The organism is Rhizobium sp. UGM030330-04, from assembly GCF_003208455.1.
In the GTDB taxonomy this organism is placed as follows: Bacteria; Pseudomonadota; Alphaproteobacteria; order Rhizobiales; family Rhizobiaceae; genus Agrobacterium; species Agrobacterium rhizogenes_A.
In genome coordinates, this window is the sequence record NZ_QKML01000009.1 from 42,535 (window position 1) to 57,483 (window position 14,949).

General features: G+C 61.0%; 16 protein-coding genes. 5 read left to right on the forward strand and 11 right to left on the reverse strand.

The window, feature by feature from the left end; all coding sequences use genetic code 11:
• Positions 1 to 10: 10 nt before the first annotated feature.
• The 8 genes from N434_RS14900 to N434_RS14935 all read right to left on the reverse strand — a co-directional run bounded on the left by N434_RS14900 (position 11) and on the right by N434_RS14935 (position 7,133).
• Positions 11 to 490, reverse strand: coding sequence for a cupredoxin domain-containing protein (locus N434_RS14900; RefSeq protein ID WP_110758976.1), 480 nt, complete (start codon positions 488 to 490; stop codon positions 11 to 13).
• Positions 491 to 523: 33 nt separating this feature from the next.
• The gene (locus N434_RS14905) at positions 524 to 1,882 is read right to left on the reverse strand and encodes a multicopper oxidase family protein (RefSeq protein WP_077767865.1); all 1,359 of its coding nucleotides are present in this window, start codon (positions 1,880 to 1,882) and stop codon (positions 524 to 526) included.
• Positions 1,883 to 1,896: 14 nt separating this feature from the next.
• Positions 1,897 to 3,357, reverse strand: a complete 1,461-nt coding sequence (locus N434_RS14910) for a TolC family protein (protein ID WP_110758978.1) — start codon at positions 3,355 to 3,357, stop codon at positions 1,897 to 1,899.
• Positions 3,357 to 3,581: a hypothetical protein gene (locus N434_RS14915; RefSeq protein WP_110758980.1), complete on the reverse strand. Its 225-nt coding sequence runs from the start codon at positions 3,579 to 3,581 to the stop codon at positions 3,357 to 3,359. Before N434_RS14915 ends, N434_RS14910 begins: the two co-directional genes overlap by 1 nt.
• An 85-nt stretch (positions 3,582 to 3,666) precedes the next feature.
• On the reverse strand, positions 3,667 to 4,029 hold the full coding sequence (locus N434_RS14920; RefSeq protein WP_236771432.1) for a hypothetical protein: 363 nt from the start codon (positions 4,027 to 4,029) through the stop codon (positions 3,667 to 3,669).
• Positions 4,030 to 4,133: 104 nt separating this feature from the next.
• A complete protein-coding gene (locus N434_RS14925) occupies positions 4,134 to 5,183 on the reverse strand; it encodes a DUF535 family protein (protein ID WP_353618484.1) in 1,050 nt (349 codons plus the stop codon).
• Between the two features lie 97 nt (positions 5,184 to 5,280).
• The gene (locus tag N434_RS14930; protein WP_110758981.1) at positions 5,281 to 6,438 is read right to left on the reverse strand and encodes an ATP-binding protein; all 1,158 of its coding nucleotides are present in this window, start codon (positions 6,436 to 6,438) and stop codon (positions 5,281 to 5,283) included.
• Positions 6,435 to 7,133 (reverse strand): response regulator, encoded by a 699-nt coding sequence (locus tag N434_RS14935; protein ID WP_065116250.1) that lies wholly within the window; start codon positions 7,131 to 7,133, stop codon positions 6,435 to 6,437. The genes N434_RS14930 and N434_RS14935 overlap by 4 nt, the downstream gene beginning before the upstream one ends.
• 171 nt (positions 7,134 to 7,304) lie before the next feature.
• On the opposite strand from N434_RS14935, the gene N434_RS14940 reads away from it, so the two are divergent.
• Positions 7,305 to 8,108, forward strand: a complete 804-nt coding sequence (locus N434_RS14940; protein ID WP_110758983.1) for a phosphatase PAP2 family protein — start codon at positions 7,305 to 7,307, stop codon at positions 8,106 to 8,108.
• A gap of 43 nt (positions 8,109 to 8,151) precedes the next feature.
• Here N434_RS14940 and N434_RS14945 read toward each other — a convergent pair whose 3' ends face one another.
• The 3 genes from N434_RS14945 to N434_RS14955 all read right to left on the reverse strand — a co-directional run bounded on the left by N434_RS14945 (position 8,152) and on the right by N434_RS14955 (position 10,647).
• Positions 8,152 to 9,081, reverse strand: coding sequence for a hypothetical protein (locus N434_RS14945; protein WP_110758985.1), 930 nt, complete (start codon positions 9,079 to 9,081; stop codon positions 8,152 to 8,154).
• 120 nt (positions 9,082 to 9,201) lie between these two features.
• Positions 9,202 to 10,134, reverse strand: a complete 933-nt coding sequence (locus tag N434_RS14950) for an AraC family transcriptional regulator (protein WP_110758987.1) — start codon at positions 10,132 to 10,134, stop codon at positions 9,202 to 9,204.
• A gap of 66 nt (positions 10,135 to 10,200) precedes the next feature.
• Positions 10,201 to 10,647: an acetyltransferase gene (locus N434_RS14955; protein ID WP_065116254.1), complete on the reverse strand. Its 447-nt coding sequence runs from the start codon at positions 10,645 to 10,647 to the stop codon at positions 10,201 to 10,203.
• A gap of 233 nt (positions 10,648 to 10,880) precedes the next feature.
• Between N434_RS14955 and bioB the strand changes: the two genes are divergently transcribed.
• Genes bioB through N434_RS14975 form a run of 4 tightly spaced genes read left to right on the forward strand, consistent with a single transcriptional unit; the run spans position 10,881 to position 14,930 of the window.
• Positions 10,881 to 11,891 carry a biotin synthase BioB gene (gene bioB / locus N434_RS14960; RefSeq protein WP_502695777.1) on the forward strand — a complete coding sequence of 337 codons (1,011 nt, stop codon included), beginning with the start codon at positions 10,881 to 10,883 and terminating at the stop codon, positions 11,889 to 11,891.
• Positions 11,888 to 13,033, forward strand: a complete 1,146-nt coding sequence (locus tag N434_RS14965; RefSeq protein ID WP_110758991.1) for an 8-amino-7-oxononanoate synthase — start codon at positions 11,888 to 11,890, stop codon at positions 13,031 to 13,033. Before bioB ends, N434_RS14965 begins: the two co-directional genes overlap by 4 nt.
• Positions 13,030 to 13,668, forward strand: a complete 639-nt coding sequence (gene bioD, locus N434_RS14970; protein ID WP_110758992.1) for a dethiobiotin synthase — start codon at positions 13,030 to 13,032, stop codon at positions 13,666 to 13,668. Before N434_RS14965 ends, bioD begins: the two co-directional genes overlap by 4 nt.
• Positions 13,665 to 14,930 carry an adenosylmethionine--8-amino-7-oxononanoate transaminase gene (locus N434_RS14975; RefSeq protein ID WP_110758994.1) on the forward strand — a complete coding sequence of 422 codons (1,266 nt, stop codon included), beginning with the start codon at positions 13,665 to 13,667 and terminating at the stop codon, positions 14,928 to 14,930. Before bioD ends, N434_RS14975 begins: the two co-directional genes overlap by 4 nt.
• Positions 14,931 to 14,949: the final 19 nt, after the last annotated feature.

Consider the following 14,949-nt stretch of genomic DNA (forward strand, 5'->3'; position numbering starts at 1 on the left):
CCTTGTTTGCTTACTTTTTGGCAACGGTGACATCGCCGTGCATGCCGGCGTCGTAATGTCCGGGCACAAGGCAGGCGACCTTGAAGACGCCGTCATTGGTGAACCTCCAGACGATTTCCCCCGTCTTGCCGGGCGCCAGGCGGATGGCGTTCGGATCGGCATGTTCCATCTCGGGGAATTTCTCCATCAGCGCCTTGTGCTCCATGACCTTCGCTTCTTCATCGAGAACGAATTCATGATCGAGCTCGCCTTCGTTCTTGACGGTGAAGCGGATGGTCTGGTCCTTGCGGACCTTGAAGTTGTTGGGCGTGAAGATCATCTTGCCATCCGGCGTTTCTTTCATGCTGACGCGGATGGTCTGGGTGACTTTCGTGGCGTCGCCGGGTTCGCCGACGGCCATGACCTCGCTGTGTCCGCCGGCATGGCTGCCGGCCGCCAGAGCGGGGGTCGCAAGTGCTGCCAGCACAAGGCCAAGAATTGCAGTGTTCATGTTGTTTTCCTTTTCGTTTGGGAGGATTGACGGTCAGCCGTGGTTGGAATGGGCAGAGGGTGGCTGTGTGCTTGCATCTTTGGCTTTCGGCGCGTCGGGCAGGTTGCCCGTCCACTCAAAGGCCTGTGTGCCGGGCGGGTTTTCATACCAGCCCGGATCGGCGTAATCGCCCGCGGAGATACCTTCGCGGACCTTCACCACCGAGAACATGCCGCCCATTTCGATGGGGCCGTGCGGACCCCAGCCGGTCATCATGGGCACGGTGTTTTCGGGTATCTCCATCGACATTTCGGCCATGTCAGCCATGCCGGCTGTGCCCATCGGCATGTATTCGGGGCGGATTTGCCGGATTTTCTTGGCGACTTCCTTTTTGTCGACGCCGATGAATGTCGGGATTTCGTGACCCATGGCGTTCATGGTGTGATGCGACTTGTGGCAATGGATCGCCCAGTCGCCCTCATATTTGGCGTCGAACTCGTAAGCGCGCATCGCGCCGACGGGAATGTCGATGCTGACTTCCGGCCAGCGCGCCTCGGGTCGTACCCAGCCGCCATCGGTGCAGGTGACCTCGAAGTCGTAACCATGCATGTGGATCGGGTGGTTGGTCATGGTCAGGTTGCCGACCCGCACCCGCACTCTGTCGTTTTTCGACACGACCAGCGGATCGATGCCGGGAAACACCCTGCTGTTCCAGGTCCAGAGATTAAAATCGGTCATCTCCATGACACGGGGCACGTAACTTCCCGGATCGATGTCGAAGGCGCTGAGCAGGAACACGAAGTCCCGGTCCACCGGCATGAACGCCGGGTCCTTGGGATGCACGACGAAAAAGCCCATCATCCCCATGGCCATCTGCACCATCTCGTCGGAATGCGGGTGGTACATGAAGGTGCCGGATTTCACGAGATCGAACTCGTAAACGAAGGTTTTGCCGACAGGGATATGCGGCTGCGACAGGCCGCCGACACCGTCCATGCCCGAAGGCAGGATCATGCCGTGCCAGTGAACCGTCGTATGTTCGGGCAATTTGTTGGTGACGAAGATACGCACCCGGTCACCCTCCACAGCCTCGATGGTCGGGCCGGGGGACTGGCCGTTGTAACCCCACAGATAGGCGGTCATGCCCTCGGCCATCTCGCGTTCCACCGGTTCGGCAACGAGGTGGAACTCCTTGACGCCATTGTTCATCCGGAAGGGCAGTGTCCATCCGTTGAGGGTGACGACCGGGTTGTAATCCGGGCCGGTTGAGGGGCGGGTGGGTGTCTGGGTCGCGGCACCCTCCATGCTGGCTGCTTCCGGCAGGCCCATATTGGACGTCTGCGCCCAGGTTTTGGAGGAGACGAGCGCCGCGCCGGCGGCGCCTGCTCCAAGCAATTGTCTTCTGCTGAACATTCCCGTTTCCTTTCTCAATGACCGCCGCCAGCCGGGGCTTCGGACGTCGCGACTTCGGTTTCGGCCGCGGCACTGCCGGTGCTTCCGCCATAGATGACGGGGGCAAGGTTGGCTTCGGCCAGCCAGAAGTCGCGCTTGGCGTTGACTGCGAGGATGGTGGATTCGACTTTTTCGCGGGTATCGGCGATCAGCTCGAAGGTGCTGGTAATCATGCCGTTATAGGACAGCAGCGATTGCTCCTCGATCGCGCTGCGCAGGGGCAGGACATTGTTGCGGTAATGGCGCGCAATGTCGTAATTCGACCTGTAGGCCAGATGGGCGGAACGGGCCTGCGAACGGATGTCGACGGCCAGCCCGGCCAGCTGGTTGGCCGCCCGCATATAGGCGAGCTCGCCCTTGCGCAGACGCGCCTGCCCGGAATCGAAAATCGGGATCGTGAAGGACAGCGAACCGGTTCTTGCAATGTCCGAACGGGTAATGCCGTCCTCGCGCTCGCGTTCCTTCTCCCAGTTTCCGGCCAGCTCGATATCGGTGACGATGCGGGTGGCGTCTTCCAGGCGATAGGATTGCGCGGTTGCCTGCAATTCGAGGCGGGCGACCTGCAAATCCATGCGTTTGTGAATTGCTTCCGCCTCGATATCGTTGCGCGCTATCAGGGTCTTCGGCAGGGAAGGAAGCCGGTTGGGTATCTGGAACTCGGCGTCCGTGCCGGAAAGGCCCATCAGCCGGATCAGCTCTTCCTTGGCGAGTTTTGCCGCCAGTCGCGCCTTTGCCGTTTCTCCCGTCAGTTCCGCATAAAACACATGCTCGCGGGCCTGATTGGCCTTGGGCATCGAACCCGCTTCGCCGATCTTTTTCGCAAGTTCCGAAGAGGCGTCGGCCGCAACCTTCGCCTGATTGAGATAGGCGACGTTTTCCCAGGCAGCCACGGCGTTTATCCATGCCCGGCGGGTTTCCGCGGCAAGCGATACGGTGGCGATCGCCGCATTGACCTGTGCCTGACGGAAGCGCGTATCCGCCAGCCTGATATTCTTGTCATAGGTCGCCAAAGCGAGAATATTGGCGGTGACGGCCCCTTCAAGCACGCGATACATGCCAAGCCCGGGCGTTCCGATGCCGTTCAGGCTGACGGAAAAGGTCGGAAAGACGGAGAGTTGCGTCTGCCAGGCATCGGCGGCGCTGTCGCCGAGATCCGCATAGGATGCCTGCAGTCCCTTGTTATTTAGCAATGCAACCTGAACGGCGGTTTCGACGTCGATGGTCTTTTTGGCCATCAGCGCCTTGACGCGGTCGCGCACCACCTGTGCCTGCTGCTGGTTCTGCACCCAGACAGTCTGCTTGCCGGTTGCCTCGGCGCTTTTCAATGTCGCATCGGCAAAGCCCGCATCCCTGGCGGCATAGTCGGTCGTCACGCAGCCAGCCGCGATAAGCGGAAGCACGAGGGAGGATACCAGCCTGATATGGCGTACGATCATCATGCGCCTCCCTTTGCCGGCGCTTGTGCGTCGTTCAGACCACGCCAGGGTTTCGGATCGACGGGAACGCGGTGCGTGTAAGCTCCGATCGGGTTTTGGTAGGGAATGGGCCTGAGGCTGGAGATAGCGTCGGGGCTGTCGGGCGATACGACGACTTCAGGTAAGGTGGCTGCGCATCCGCCGGCAAAAAGCGGCAGGGCAACCACCAGGAACAAACGTTTCATGGTGAAAATCCGGGAATAAGATCATGGTTGCTCCAGCACGCTCACGCATGCAGGTGCAGGAAAGCCCGCGAAGCGGTTCCGGATTTCAGATATTCGGTGGGCGCTGAAGCTTCGGTGCCAGACCGGCGGCGTTCGTATCGTCGATGAACGCGCGAAGGGAAATGACGGTCGGGTGGCTCAGTGACGAGGAAGGGCACGGAATGGCCGCTACGCCGCAATAATCCTGACAGCAGGAGTTCTTTGTTTTTTCCGTACTGGCGTGGTCGTGCTGATTCGCGTGGTCACTGTGGTCCTGGACGGCCGCGTCGTGGTGGCCCCGGCCTGAGGAATGATCGTTTTCGATCTGCGAAATCTGGACGTCGTTTTCAGCATGCATTGCGGCATTGACGGTGGAAACGCTGTAGCCCGCCAGTGACAATACCATCACCAGCCGGAACAACAGGGCCATCAATTTCGATGCTCGCAACATCCCATTCATGCGCCGTAGAAGAGCCGCAGTCCTGAGATTTGTCAATGGGTATCACCCATAACCATCAACAAATACGTTGTGCCCTACTGAGCCCGCGCAGGCGAGACTGTCGACCCCGTCACCGTTCCGCTGGTGGAATCCCGGGCGCCCTTGTCGGCCCCGCTTTCGGCAAAGCGTCTGCCGATGTCGAAGAAAGACAGTTTCATCCGGCTGCGTTTGTCCGCACCCTCAAGAGTGGAGACCGGCACCTTGAAACCGAATGTTTCATCCGGTTCCGCGGAGCGTTCCCGCCAGAAGGCGTCGATATCCGCAATCAGCATTTTCTGTCGTCGGGCGCGGCGATAGTGAATCGGATGTCTGGCGCGGGCCACGGCAAAATAGGCGGATGTGCCCTCGGGCATCAGGCCCTGCAGAACCATCAACACGGCCTCCTTGGGACGAAGTCCGCAGAGATCACGCGTGACCGACACCATCTCTTCCTTGGCGGCGCGGGGGCCCTGCATGCCTCCGACGACAATCGTATGGTGGTGCCCGCATGTTCCCAGAAAGATGAACTTTGCGGTCCACAGAATGGCGTCGTCGCGGTTGCGCACCAGCCGGACGGCGAAAGCGCCCTCGTGCCGGCCGCCGCAACAATCCGCGAGAGCGAGGGTGCACCGGTATTCGTCGTTTCGGCCATGAACGGCGCCCATCTCCAGATTTCTTCCCGTCCAGAGCCCGCTCATGACCGTCCTGGTAAAATGACGGTCGGCGATCGCGAAATTCTCCACGAGAAAATGCAGCCGTCTTTGATGCGAGATTTGGCCGATAAGGAACTTAGACAGCGGTTTCTGCAGCAGTTCATCGTGGGGTGGCGGCAATTTCCGCTTTGCCGAAAAAGCGGCCAGAAACTGCCACCATTGAAAGGTGACAACGGGATTGATGGCGAAGCGCATCCAGAAAAGGACCGCCCGCTTCCAGCGCACGCGCTGGACAAAGGTGATGATTTTCCAGAACAAGGTGCAATCGGCTGCCTCCGAAGCCTTCTGCGGCCGATCATCCGTGACCGGAAATTTTTCTGCTTGAATGACGGCATCGTTGGTGTGCGGCATGGGTTCGGCTTCCGGCGAGCATGGGTTTTGCAGCTGGTGCATGCGCCGGATTTGTGAAGACCGTGTCGAGAAACGGTGAAGCTTGCGCGAGGCGCGGATCGTCCTTGCGGCAGGAAAGGGGACGGCAGGCGACGGTTTTTCAGGAGGGTGCTTTGAAGAGGATCGTCACAACTGTTCCGCCATCCTGCGCGGCCGCGATCTGCATGTCGCTATTGTGGGCCTGCGCAATGGCCCGGGCGATCGATAGGCCGAGCCCCGTGCCGCCGGTGGTGCGGGCCCGCGATGGTTCTGTGCGCCAGAAGAGTTCGATACCGTGCGCCTCGACGCCGGGCGGAAAACCCGGTCCCCTGTCTTCGATGGCGATGAAGGGTTGCCCGTCCCGTATGCCGGTTGAGCAGCGCAGGCTTTTCCCGCTTGCGGCATAACGGCGTACATTGTCGATCAGGATAAGGAGCAGTTGGCGAAGGCGTTGGCGATCGCCAGAAACGGGAGCCGGCTCCAGCGAAAGATCGAGACGGATACCGGCCTCGTCGAGCAGAGGCCGCGCGGCTTCCGTCACCGCCGCGCATTCGGCTGCGAGATCGAGAGGCTCGATGTCCTTCACGAGACTGTTGGTTTCCGCCAGGGAGAGTGTGCGCAGATCATCCACCAGGCGCGCCAGCCCTTCCACCTGCACGATGAGGTGGCGAATGGCCTGCTTGTCGAGGGGAAAGATGTCATCGGCAATGCCGTGCAGACGGCCTTGCAGGATGGTGAGAGGGGTGCGCAACTCGTGGGCAACCGCCATCGTATTGAATTTCAGGCGGCGCTCCATCATCTGGAGCTCCTGTTTCAGGCTTTCGAAACTGTCGACCAGAAAGACGATTTCGACGATGCGGTTCGCCTTGACCTTTTCGCCTCCGCTGAAGTCGCCGGCCGCCATGCGCTGTGCCGCGCGGGTCAACTCCCGCAGGGGGGCGGCAATGCGTCTGGAAATGATGTAACCAAGCAGGCTGCACAGCAGCACCCCGATCAGCCCGAAGACGAACACCGATGCGACGAGTTCGTCATCGGCTGCGTTCTGCACACGGGGCAAAACCTCGAGAAGCGCCCGGAGCTGCTGCTGGTCCGGCATGACGCCGCGGTCTATGTCGGAGAATGCCCTTGCGGCGTCGGGCGAGAGAGTGGCAATCGCCCGCTCCTGAACATTGTCCGCATACCAGGAGACGCCGTGATAGATCATTGCGACGGCGAAGACGAGCATTGTGGTGATCGTGATCGCTGTCATCGTGCTGAGGCTGAGGCGCTGGACCCTCATGGCTTTAGCTCCCCGGCAAGCCGGTAGCCGATGCTGCGCACCGAGACCAGATAACCGCAAGCACCGTGATCCGTCAGTTTCTTGCGCAGATTGGCGATATGCGTATCGATCGTGCGCGCCAGCGCGTCGCTTTCCGGCAAGCAGGCATCAAGAATATCCGCCCGCTGGAACGCGTGGGTGGGGCGGCGCGTCATATGGGCCAGTATCCTGAATTCGCTGAGCGTCAGGGGCAGAACGGTTTTGCCCGTCTCGCCGTGAACCGCCGCGATATAGGCTTCCGTATCGATTTCGATGGCACCGAAGCGCAGGATGCCGGTGCCCGCCGGCTGTCGCGTGCGTTTCAGGACGGCATTCACCCGCGCGATGATTTCATGCGGATTGAAAGGCTTGACGATGTAGTCGTCGGCCCCGAGGCGCAGGCCCGCCAGCTTGTCCATATCTTCCGCAAGCGCGGTGACCATGATGACCGGCGTATCCCGCTCCCGCCGGATGCGCGTCAGCACGTCGATGCCGTCGAGCTTGGGCAGACGAATATCGAGAAGAATGAGATCCGGTCTCAGCATGGAAAAATGCGTGATCGCCGTTTCTCCATCGCCCGCCCTGACGGTTCTGTATCCATCGCGGATGAGATAGGCATCCAGAATCTGCATGATGTCGGGATCGTCTTCGACGATGAGAATGAGCCCTCTGTCCATGCTGAACCTGCAAATTTACTTATATAAGTTGCGTTAATACTGGGACGCTAGGCCGGTGTGAAGCATCGGGCAAGGGTTCTTGTGCGAGATATCGGCTGTCGGAGCCGTTTTCCTCACGCTCTTGGGTATTCCTCCGCAAAGGCTTGACATTTCCGGGCAAGAAAACCGGTCATGCACCAGTATCTCTTCAGTAAAGCCGGGGCGGAAAAGCTGAACCGGCCCGCAAGGCCGAAGTTTCGCTTCAGCGCCGTTCACATTGCCGGCCGGGCTTTCCGTAATCCCGCCCTGCTCGCCCTTTTCGTCGCATTTGCGATGATGCTGTTTTTCTCGATCTGGCCGGGTATCGATCTTGATGTCAGCCTCGTCTTCTGGGACGACGGCTTTCGCCTGGGGGAGGACAGGTTCCTGGTTGCCGTCCGCGACCTGAACCGTGCGCTGCCGTCCGTCCTGTTGCCCGGGCTGGCATGCGTGCTTCTTGCCATGCCGTTTTTCGCCGGTCTAAGGCGGATTTTTCACCCTTACAAGTTGCTGCTTGTCCTCACCTTCTTTGCTTTGGGGCCGGGGGCAACCGTCCATATTCTGAAAACCCTGTTCGCCCGGGCAAGACCGCAGCAACTCGGCGAATTCGGAGGGGATTTGTTTTTCACGCCGGTTCTTTCGCTCGACGGGGCCTGCGCGCGCAGTTGTTCTTTTCCGTCCGGTGAAAGCTCGACCGCAATCGCTTTGCTGGCCTTCACCATCCTCCTGCCTGCAAGACTCCGCCTCATCTGTGCGGCGATTTTGATGCCGTTCATCGTGGTTGTCTCGCTGAACAGGGTCGCGATGGGCGCACATTTCCTTTCCGATGTCCTGATCGCGTGGCCGTTGATGCTGGCGGTATTTCTTTGCCTGCACCGGCTGTTCCTGAGATATCGATATGCGATCGACACCGCCTTTTCCCGCAGCTCCGGCGGATCACGCCGGGCCGCAGGGTGATCGCCATGCCGGGTCATGACGTCTGGCGATGACTCATGCCTTGTCAGATCGCCATGAAGGCGTCATCGAGGATCAGCAGCTTGCGCGCCTGCGTGCGGGCATATTCCTCGTAAAAACCCTGGGAGATCCAGAGGGCGGAGCGGCCTCGCCGCCCGCTCCAGCCGATGCCGCCGATCAGTTCGGCCGCTGCGAGTTTGCGGCTGACATGGGTTCGCGACAGCGACAGCGATTTCGCCAGTTGCGAGACCGTCTTCACATCCGTCAGGTGCCTGCCCTGTTCGAGAGGGTTCTCCCGGTCGATGCCGGCAATCAGCCGGTCCATCAGCAACCCGCCCGCATCGAACCAGTTGAAGATGATGGAAAGCGGGCCGGGGCAGCGCACCTCCGGATTGGACAGCAGCGCCTGTGCCACACGAGGATGAATATGCGCCAGCATGGTCTCGGACCGCTCGATGAAACGGCAGGCCCTGAACCCTTCGTCAACAAGGTCGAGCGCCTGAAAATGGACGTCATACCAGTGCGCGAGCATCGCCAGTGTCAGCGGTGAGGGCACCACGCCGCCAGCCCTTTCTCCGTCGGATTGATCCGACGGGTTTGTAAGTCCGCGTTCCAGTGCCTGTCTGAAGAAAGCATAGGCGACATCGTGGCTGGCAAGGCCGTGCTTCAGCGCCAGCTGCGCGAAATCCTCCCGTGTCAGAAAGGGCTCTTCCGTCTCGGCGTCGCAGGTGCCGCGTTTCTGGAAATAAAGCGCCACCAGCGCGTGGCACAGAAGCCGGCTCTGGCGTGTCGCGAAAAGCGCGGTCATTTCGGGCGAACCTTCATAGAGGCTGATGAAACTTCCCGCCAGCAGGCGCAGCGCGGCAGCGAAGGATGCCTTTTGAGCCAGCGCGTCGATTTCGCCCAGCGGCGGTCGGCTGCATCGGGTGGCGGCGTCCGGCAGCCGGGAAATCGCAAAATCGAAAAAATTGGTCATGGTGCGCGCTCCTGAAGCTGCCGGACCCGTTTCCCTTTGAAGGTGCATGGAACTGATCGATCCATGGGCCTTACAGGGGTGATGGCGAGGCGTCTTCTCATTGCGCGCAGAGGCGAAATTTTAAACCGCGGGCGCGCCCATGGCGCGGATGTCGCCGGGCGTCCCGCCATAGGTGGCGGCAAACACCCGGTAGAAGGTCGCGAGGCTGTCGAAACCGCAGCCAAAGGCGATCTGTGTGATCGGCAAAGCGGGAGATTCCAGCAGCAGCCGTTTTGCCTCCTCGATGCGCATGAAGGAGAGGGTGCGGGAAAATGACAGTTCCGCGCCCTCGAACACGACATGCAACTGACGCAGCGAAATGCCCAGTTCTTTCGCGACTGCGGCGGGTGTCAGGTTCTGGCGGGATTTTTTCCGTATCATGATATCCCGGGCCGCATAACACAGCCCGGTCCGCAGGGCGGCGCGCACCTCCGGCATGGCGGGAGAAAGCCGCCCGCGCGCCGTCATTGCAAGCCGGGTGATGTGGGTCACATCGCGGGCGGGGTCGATGAGATGGCCGTGGTCGCCATTCAGCGCATTGAAGAGCGCCCGGAACGGGCGGGAGAAGGCGGCATTGTCGGCATAACGCGCCGCAAACAGGTCATAGGCCGTCTGGCCGAGCATGACCTCGTAATCGACAGGGATTTTGAGCATCCGGAAATGAAAATCTTCTTCGCCGTCCGGTATGCCGGCATAGGGCAAATCCGAATGATTGATGGTGATATCGCCGCCGCCAACGGCATGAACCCGGTCCCCGCCCGTATATAGCAATCCGGAACCCCTGACCTGCAGGCCGATACAGAGGCTGTCGCCGGCAATACGGGCAATATCCGCCTCGGTGCGGTTGACGCGGTAGGCGGAAGCGCGCATCTCGCTTACGACCGCGCCAGCGATGGCGCGCGCCTGAAACGAACCCTGAAACGTCTGGCGACGATCCGGCGCAAGTTCGATCGTCACGCCGAACAGGTTTTTGCCGCGTACCTCGCGCCAATGGTCGAAACGGTGCTCGGGCAGGAAATCGTCGGTGGCGAAGCGGATGATGGTGCTCGTGGCCTGGTCCTCCCCGACGGTTCCGGCGGCTTATTTTTCCGTCGCGCGAAATTTCAGGTGCACGAGCGGGTAGGGCCGCCCCTGCCCGTCAAGGTCGGAGCGCCCGGTCGGTTCGAACCCCAGCCTGCGGTAAAAGCCCATGGCCTCGATGTTCTGTTCGTTGACGTCGGTCGTCAGCGCGGGGTGCGAGGCGATGGCCGCCTGCACCAGCATCCTGCCGATGCCTTTGCCGTGGTGATCCGGATCGATGAAAAGCGCTTCCATGTGCCCTTCGTGCAGAAACATGAAGCCGAGCGGACGATCCGAAACATCGACCGCAAGCGTCAGGGGCATCTGTGGCAGGAAGGCTTTGACTTCCTCGCCGATTGCGGCGCGATCCGCCGGAAGAAGAAAGCCATGGGTGGCATCAACGGCCCGGCTCCATATGTCGAGGATGCGGGCGGTGTCATGGCTGGTGGAGGGGCGAAGTGTGATCATGTCCCACCCTTAGCAATTGCGGTCTTTTCACGCCATGGGCCCCTCTCGCTCTTTTGCGTGAAGATTTTCGTATTCGCCGGATTTCCGGTGTGATTCCGGCCCTGCCTGTTCAGCCTGTCCGTGGCGCTGGCGATTTTTCCCGAAAAAAGCGCTTGCAAAAGTCACGCTAAAAAAAATAGATAAAAAGAAGTTCTATCTATTTATTTTAACGGAGAGGTCGCCGAATGCATCAGATGGTTAGGGAAATCCCGGAAAATCCAACGCCGGTTTCTGCGGTTGCGACAAGTTCGGCACTCGAGGATGCAAAAATTATCTATAATTTACCGTTTAACGATCTGCTGTTTCGCGCCCAGCAGGTGCACCGCCGCCATTTTGATGCCAATGCCATCCAGATGAGCCGGCTTTTATCGATCAAGACGGGTGGCTGCCCCGAGGATTGCAGCTATTGCAGCCAGTCCGCCCGCAACCCGACAGGTCTGAAGGCCTCCAAGCTCATGGAGGTGGAGCGGGTTCTTGCGGAGGCGCGCAAGGCAAAGGAGGGCGGCGCGACGCGTTATTGCATGGGCGCAGCCTGGCGCAATCCCAAGGAGCGGGACATGGAGGCCGTGGTGGCCATGGTCGAGGGCGTCAAGGCGCTGGGCATGGAAACCTGCATGACGCTTGGCATGCTGACGCCTGAACAATCCGGACGGCTGGCCGAGGCGGGGCTCGATTATTACAATCACAATGTCGATACATCCGAGCGCTTTTATTCGCAGATCATCACCACCCGCACCTTTGAAGACCGGCTGGAAACGCTCGCCAATGTGCGCGATGCGGGCATCAAGGTCTGTGCCGGCGGCATTCTCGGCATGGGGGAAACGATCGAGGACCGCATTTCGATGCTGGTGACGCTTGCCGGCCTGCCGGTTCCGCCGGAAAGCGTGCCGATCAACATGCTGATCCCGATCCCCGGCTCGAAGCTTGCCGAGGCCGACCCGGTCGATCCGATCGATTTCGTCCGCACCATCGCGCTGGCGCGCATCCTGATGCCGCGTTCGCACGTGCGGCTTTCCGCCGGGCGTACGGAGATGAGTGATGAAACGCAGGCACTCTGTTTTCTCGCCGGGGCCAATTCCATTTTCGTCGGCGAAACGTTGCTGACGGCGGATAATCCGGGTGAGGATCACGATACGGCGCTGTTCCGGCGTCTGGGCCTGAAGCCTATGGAACTGCAGCCTGTGCAGGCGGGAGAGGAGCCGTGAACCTATCGGCGCTTTCTCCTTACGATGCGAAACTTGCCGGCCTGCACCGCAAATCGCGGCTGCGGGTGCTCGCTCCCCGGCAGGGGATCGATTTCACCTCCAACGACTATCTCGGGCTTGCCGATGCACCCCGTCTGAAGGCTGCGATTGCCGATGCAATCGCAAGGGGCGTGCCGGCCGGCGCCGGCGGCTCGCGGCTGCTGCGTGGCAATCATCCGGAGCATGAGGCGCTGGAGGCGGAGGCAGCGGCGTTTTTCGGCGCGGAAAAAACGATCTATTTCGGCAACGGTTTTGCCGCCAATGTCGCGCTTTTCTCAACTCTGCCGCTGCGGGAGGATATTGTCCTCTATGATGAACTGATCCATGCCAGCGTGCATGACGGTATTGCGGCCGGCAAGGCGCAGGCGCTCGCCGTGCCGCATAATCAGGTCGAGGCTTTCGAACGGGAAATAAGCCGCTGGCGACAGGCCGGCGGTCGTGGACGGCCGTGGATCGCCGTCGAGAGCCTTTATTCCATGGATGGTGACCGGGCGCCGCTGGCTGCCCTTGCCGCTCTTGCCGAGACCCATGGCGGTTTTCTGGTGGTCGATGAAGCACATGCCACCGGCATATTCGGGCCTGACGGGCGTGGTCTTGCTGCGGAGCTGGAAGGGCGGAGCAATGTGGTGGCACTGCATACCTGCGGCAAGGCGCTCGGCCTTTCCGGCGCACTTGTGAGCCTGCCTGCGGTTCTCGCCGATTACCTTGTCAACCGCGCCCGGGGGTTCATCTATTCCACCGCGCCTTCGCCGCTAATGGCGGCGGCGGTGCGGGAGGCGTTGCGGGTCGTCGCCGATGAAGGCTGGCGGCGGTTGCGGCTGGCGGAACTGATAAATTTTGCCGGCGAAGAACTTCGCTCCCGGCTCGGGATAACGCCGAGCGGCTCGCAGATCATGCCGGTGGTGATCGGCGACAATGCCCGTTCGCTCGCTGTCGCCGCGCGCCTGCGCGATGGCGGGTTCGACGTGCGGGCCATCCGCCCGCCAACCGTGCCGGAAGGAACGGCGCGCCTGCGCCTCTCCATCACGCTCAATGTGGACGAGGGCCAGATCGCCGATATGGTCGGGCTGCTTGCCCTGACACTGAAGGAGGAGCCGGCATGAGCCCCCGTTTCGTCATTTCCGGCACTGACACGGGCATCGGCAAGACGGTTTTTGCCGCGGCGCTGACCCACGCCCTGCGGGCCTTTTACTGGAAGCCGATACAGTCCGGACTGGAGGAAGAGACCGATAGCGCCACGGTGGAGCGGCTGGGCGGTGCACCGCGCGCCCGTATCCTGCCGGAAGCCTATCGCCTGAAAATGCCGGCTTCTCCGCATCTTTCGGCCCGCCTCGACAATGTGGCGATCGATCCGGCACTTCTGCTGCCTCCGGAAACGGAGGGGCCGCTGATCATTGAAGGGGCGGGCGGGCTTCTGGTGCCGTTGACCGATGAATTGTTGTTCGCCGATATCTTCGTCCGCTGGCAAATTCCGCTGATCCTGTGTGCCAGAACCGCGCTCGGCACCATCAATCACACGCTGCTGTCGCTGGAGGCGCTGCGGCTAAGGGCCATTCCGGTGCATGGTCTGGTTTTCATCGGTGACGAGAACGCGGAGAATGAGCGCGTCATCACTAATATCGGCGGGGTTCGCAGGCTCGGCCGGCTGCCGCGTCTGCCGGAAATGACCGCCGGGGCGCTGCATCAGGCTTTCGCCCGGCAATTTGATCTAGCCGATTTTCTGGAGGTGCCGGCATGAGCCGCTCGCCCATCTGGCATCCCTTCACCCAGCACGGGCTGGAGCCCCCGATGAAACGCATCGTTTCGACGGAGGGCGCCTATATGGTTGATGAGGATGGCGCACGGCTGTTCGATGCGATTTCATCCTGGTGGGTCATCACCCATGGTCACCGGCACCCGGCGATCATGGCCGCGATCCGTGCCGCGACGGACGCCTTCGATCAGGTGATTTTTGCGGAATTCTCCCATGAGCCTGCCGAAACGCTGGCAAAAGCGCTGATCGAATTTGCGCCGGCCGGGCTGGAGCACGTGTTTTATTCCGACAGCGGCTCGACCGCCGTGGAAGTGGCGCTAAAAATGGCGCTCGGTTATTTCCATAACCGCGGGGAAAAGCGCGACCGCATCGTGGTGATGAACCATGGTTATCACGGCGATACGATCGGTACCATGTCCACCGGCGAACGCGGCGTGTTCAATGCCGCCTACGAACCGCTGCTCTTCGGCGTCGACCGTCTGGCTTTTCCGGAACAGGGCAGCGCGCAGGCGACCCTCGACATGTTCGAGCGCTTCTGCCGTTCAGGCCGGGTCGCTGCCCTGCTGATCGAGCCGTTGGTGCTTGGTGCCGGTGGCATGAAGATGTATGGCGCGGATGTTCTGGCCGGGCTGAAGCAGATTGCGGAACGCCATGGCTGCCTGTTCATCGCCGATGAGGTAATGACGGGCTGGGGCCGGACAGGAACGCGTTTTGCCTGTGAGCAGGCAAAGGTTTCGCCGGATATTCTGTGCACTTCCAAGGGCCTGACCGGCGGTTCCCTGCCGCTGGCGGCCACGCTGTGCAGCGGTGAGATATTCGAGGCGCATTATTCGACCGACCGCCGCAAGACCTTTTTCCATTCGAGTTCCTACACCGCCAATCCGATCGCCTGCGCCGCCGCCGTCGCCAATCTTCAGGTCTGGCGGGATGAGCCGGTGGCGGAGCGTATCGGGCAACTGGAACAGATGCTGAGCGACAATCTGCGGCGCTTTGCGGATGACGGACGTTTCACCAGTCTCCGGCAGGTGGGCACCATAGCCGCACTCGATATCGTGGTGCCTTCCGGCGGTTATCTCGCCGAAGCGGGGCCGCGTATGCGGCGCCTGTTCCGCGAGCGCGGGTTTGTCATCCGCCCCCTCGGCAACGTGGTTTATCTGATGCCCCCCTATTGTTCGACATCGGGAGATCTGGACCGCGCCTTCGACGCCATCGATGAAGTCGCCTCGATCGTGATCGGGGCCGTGTGACGCCGGATATCCGCATCCT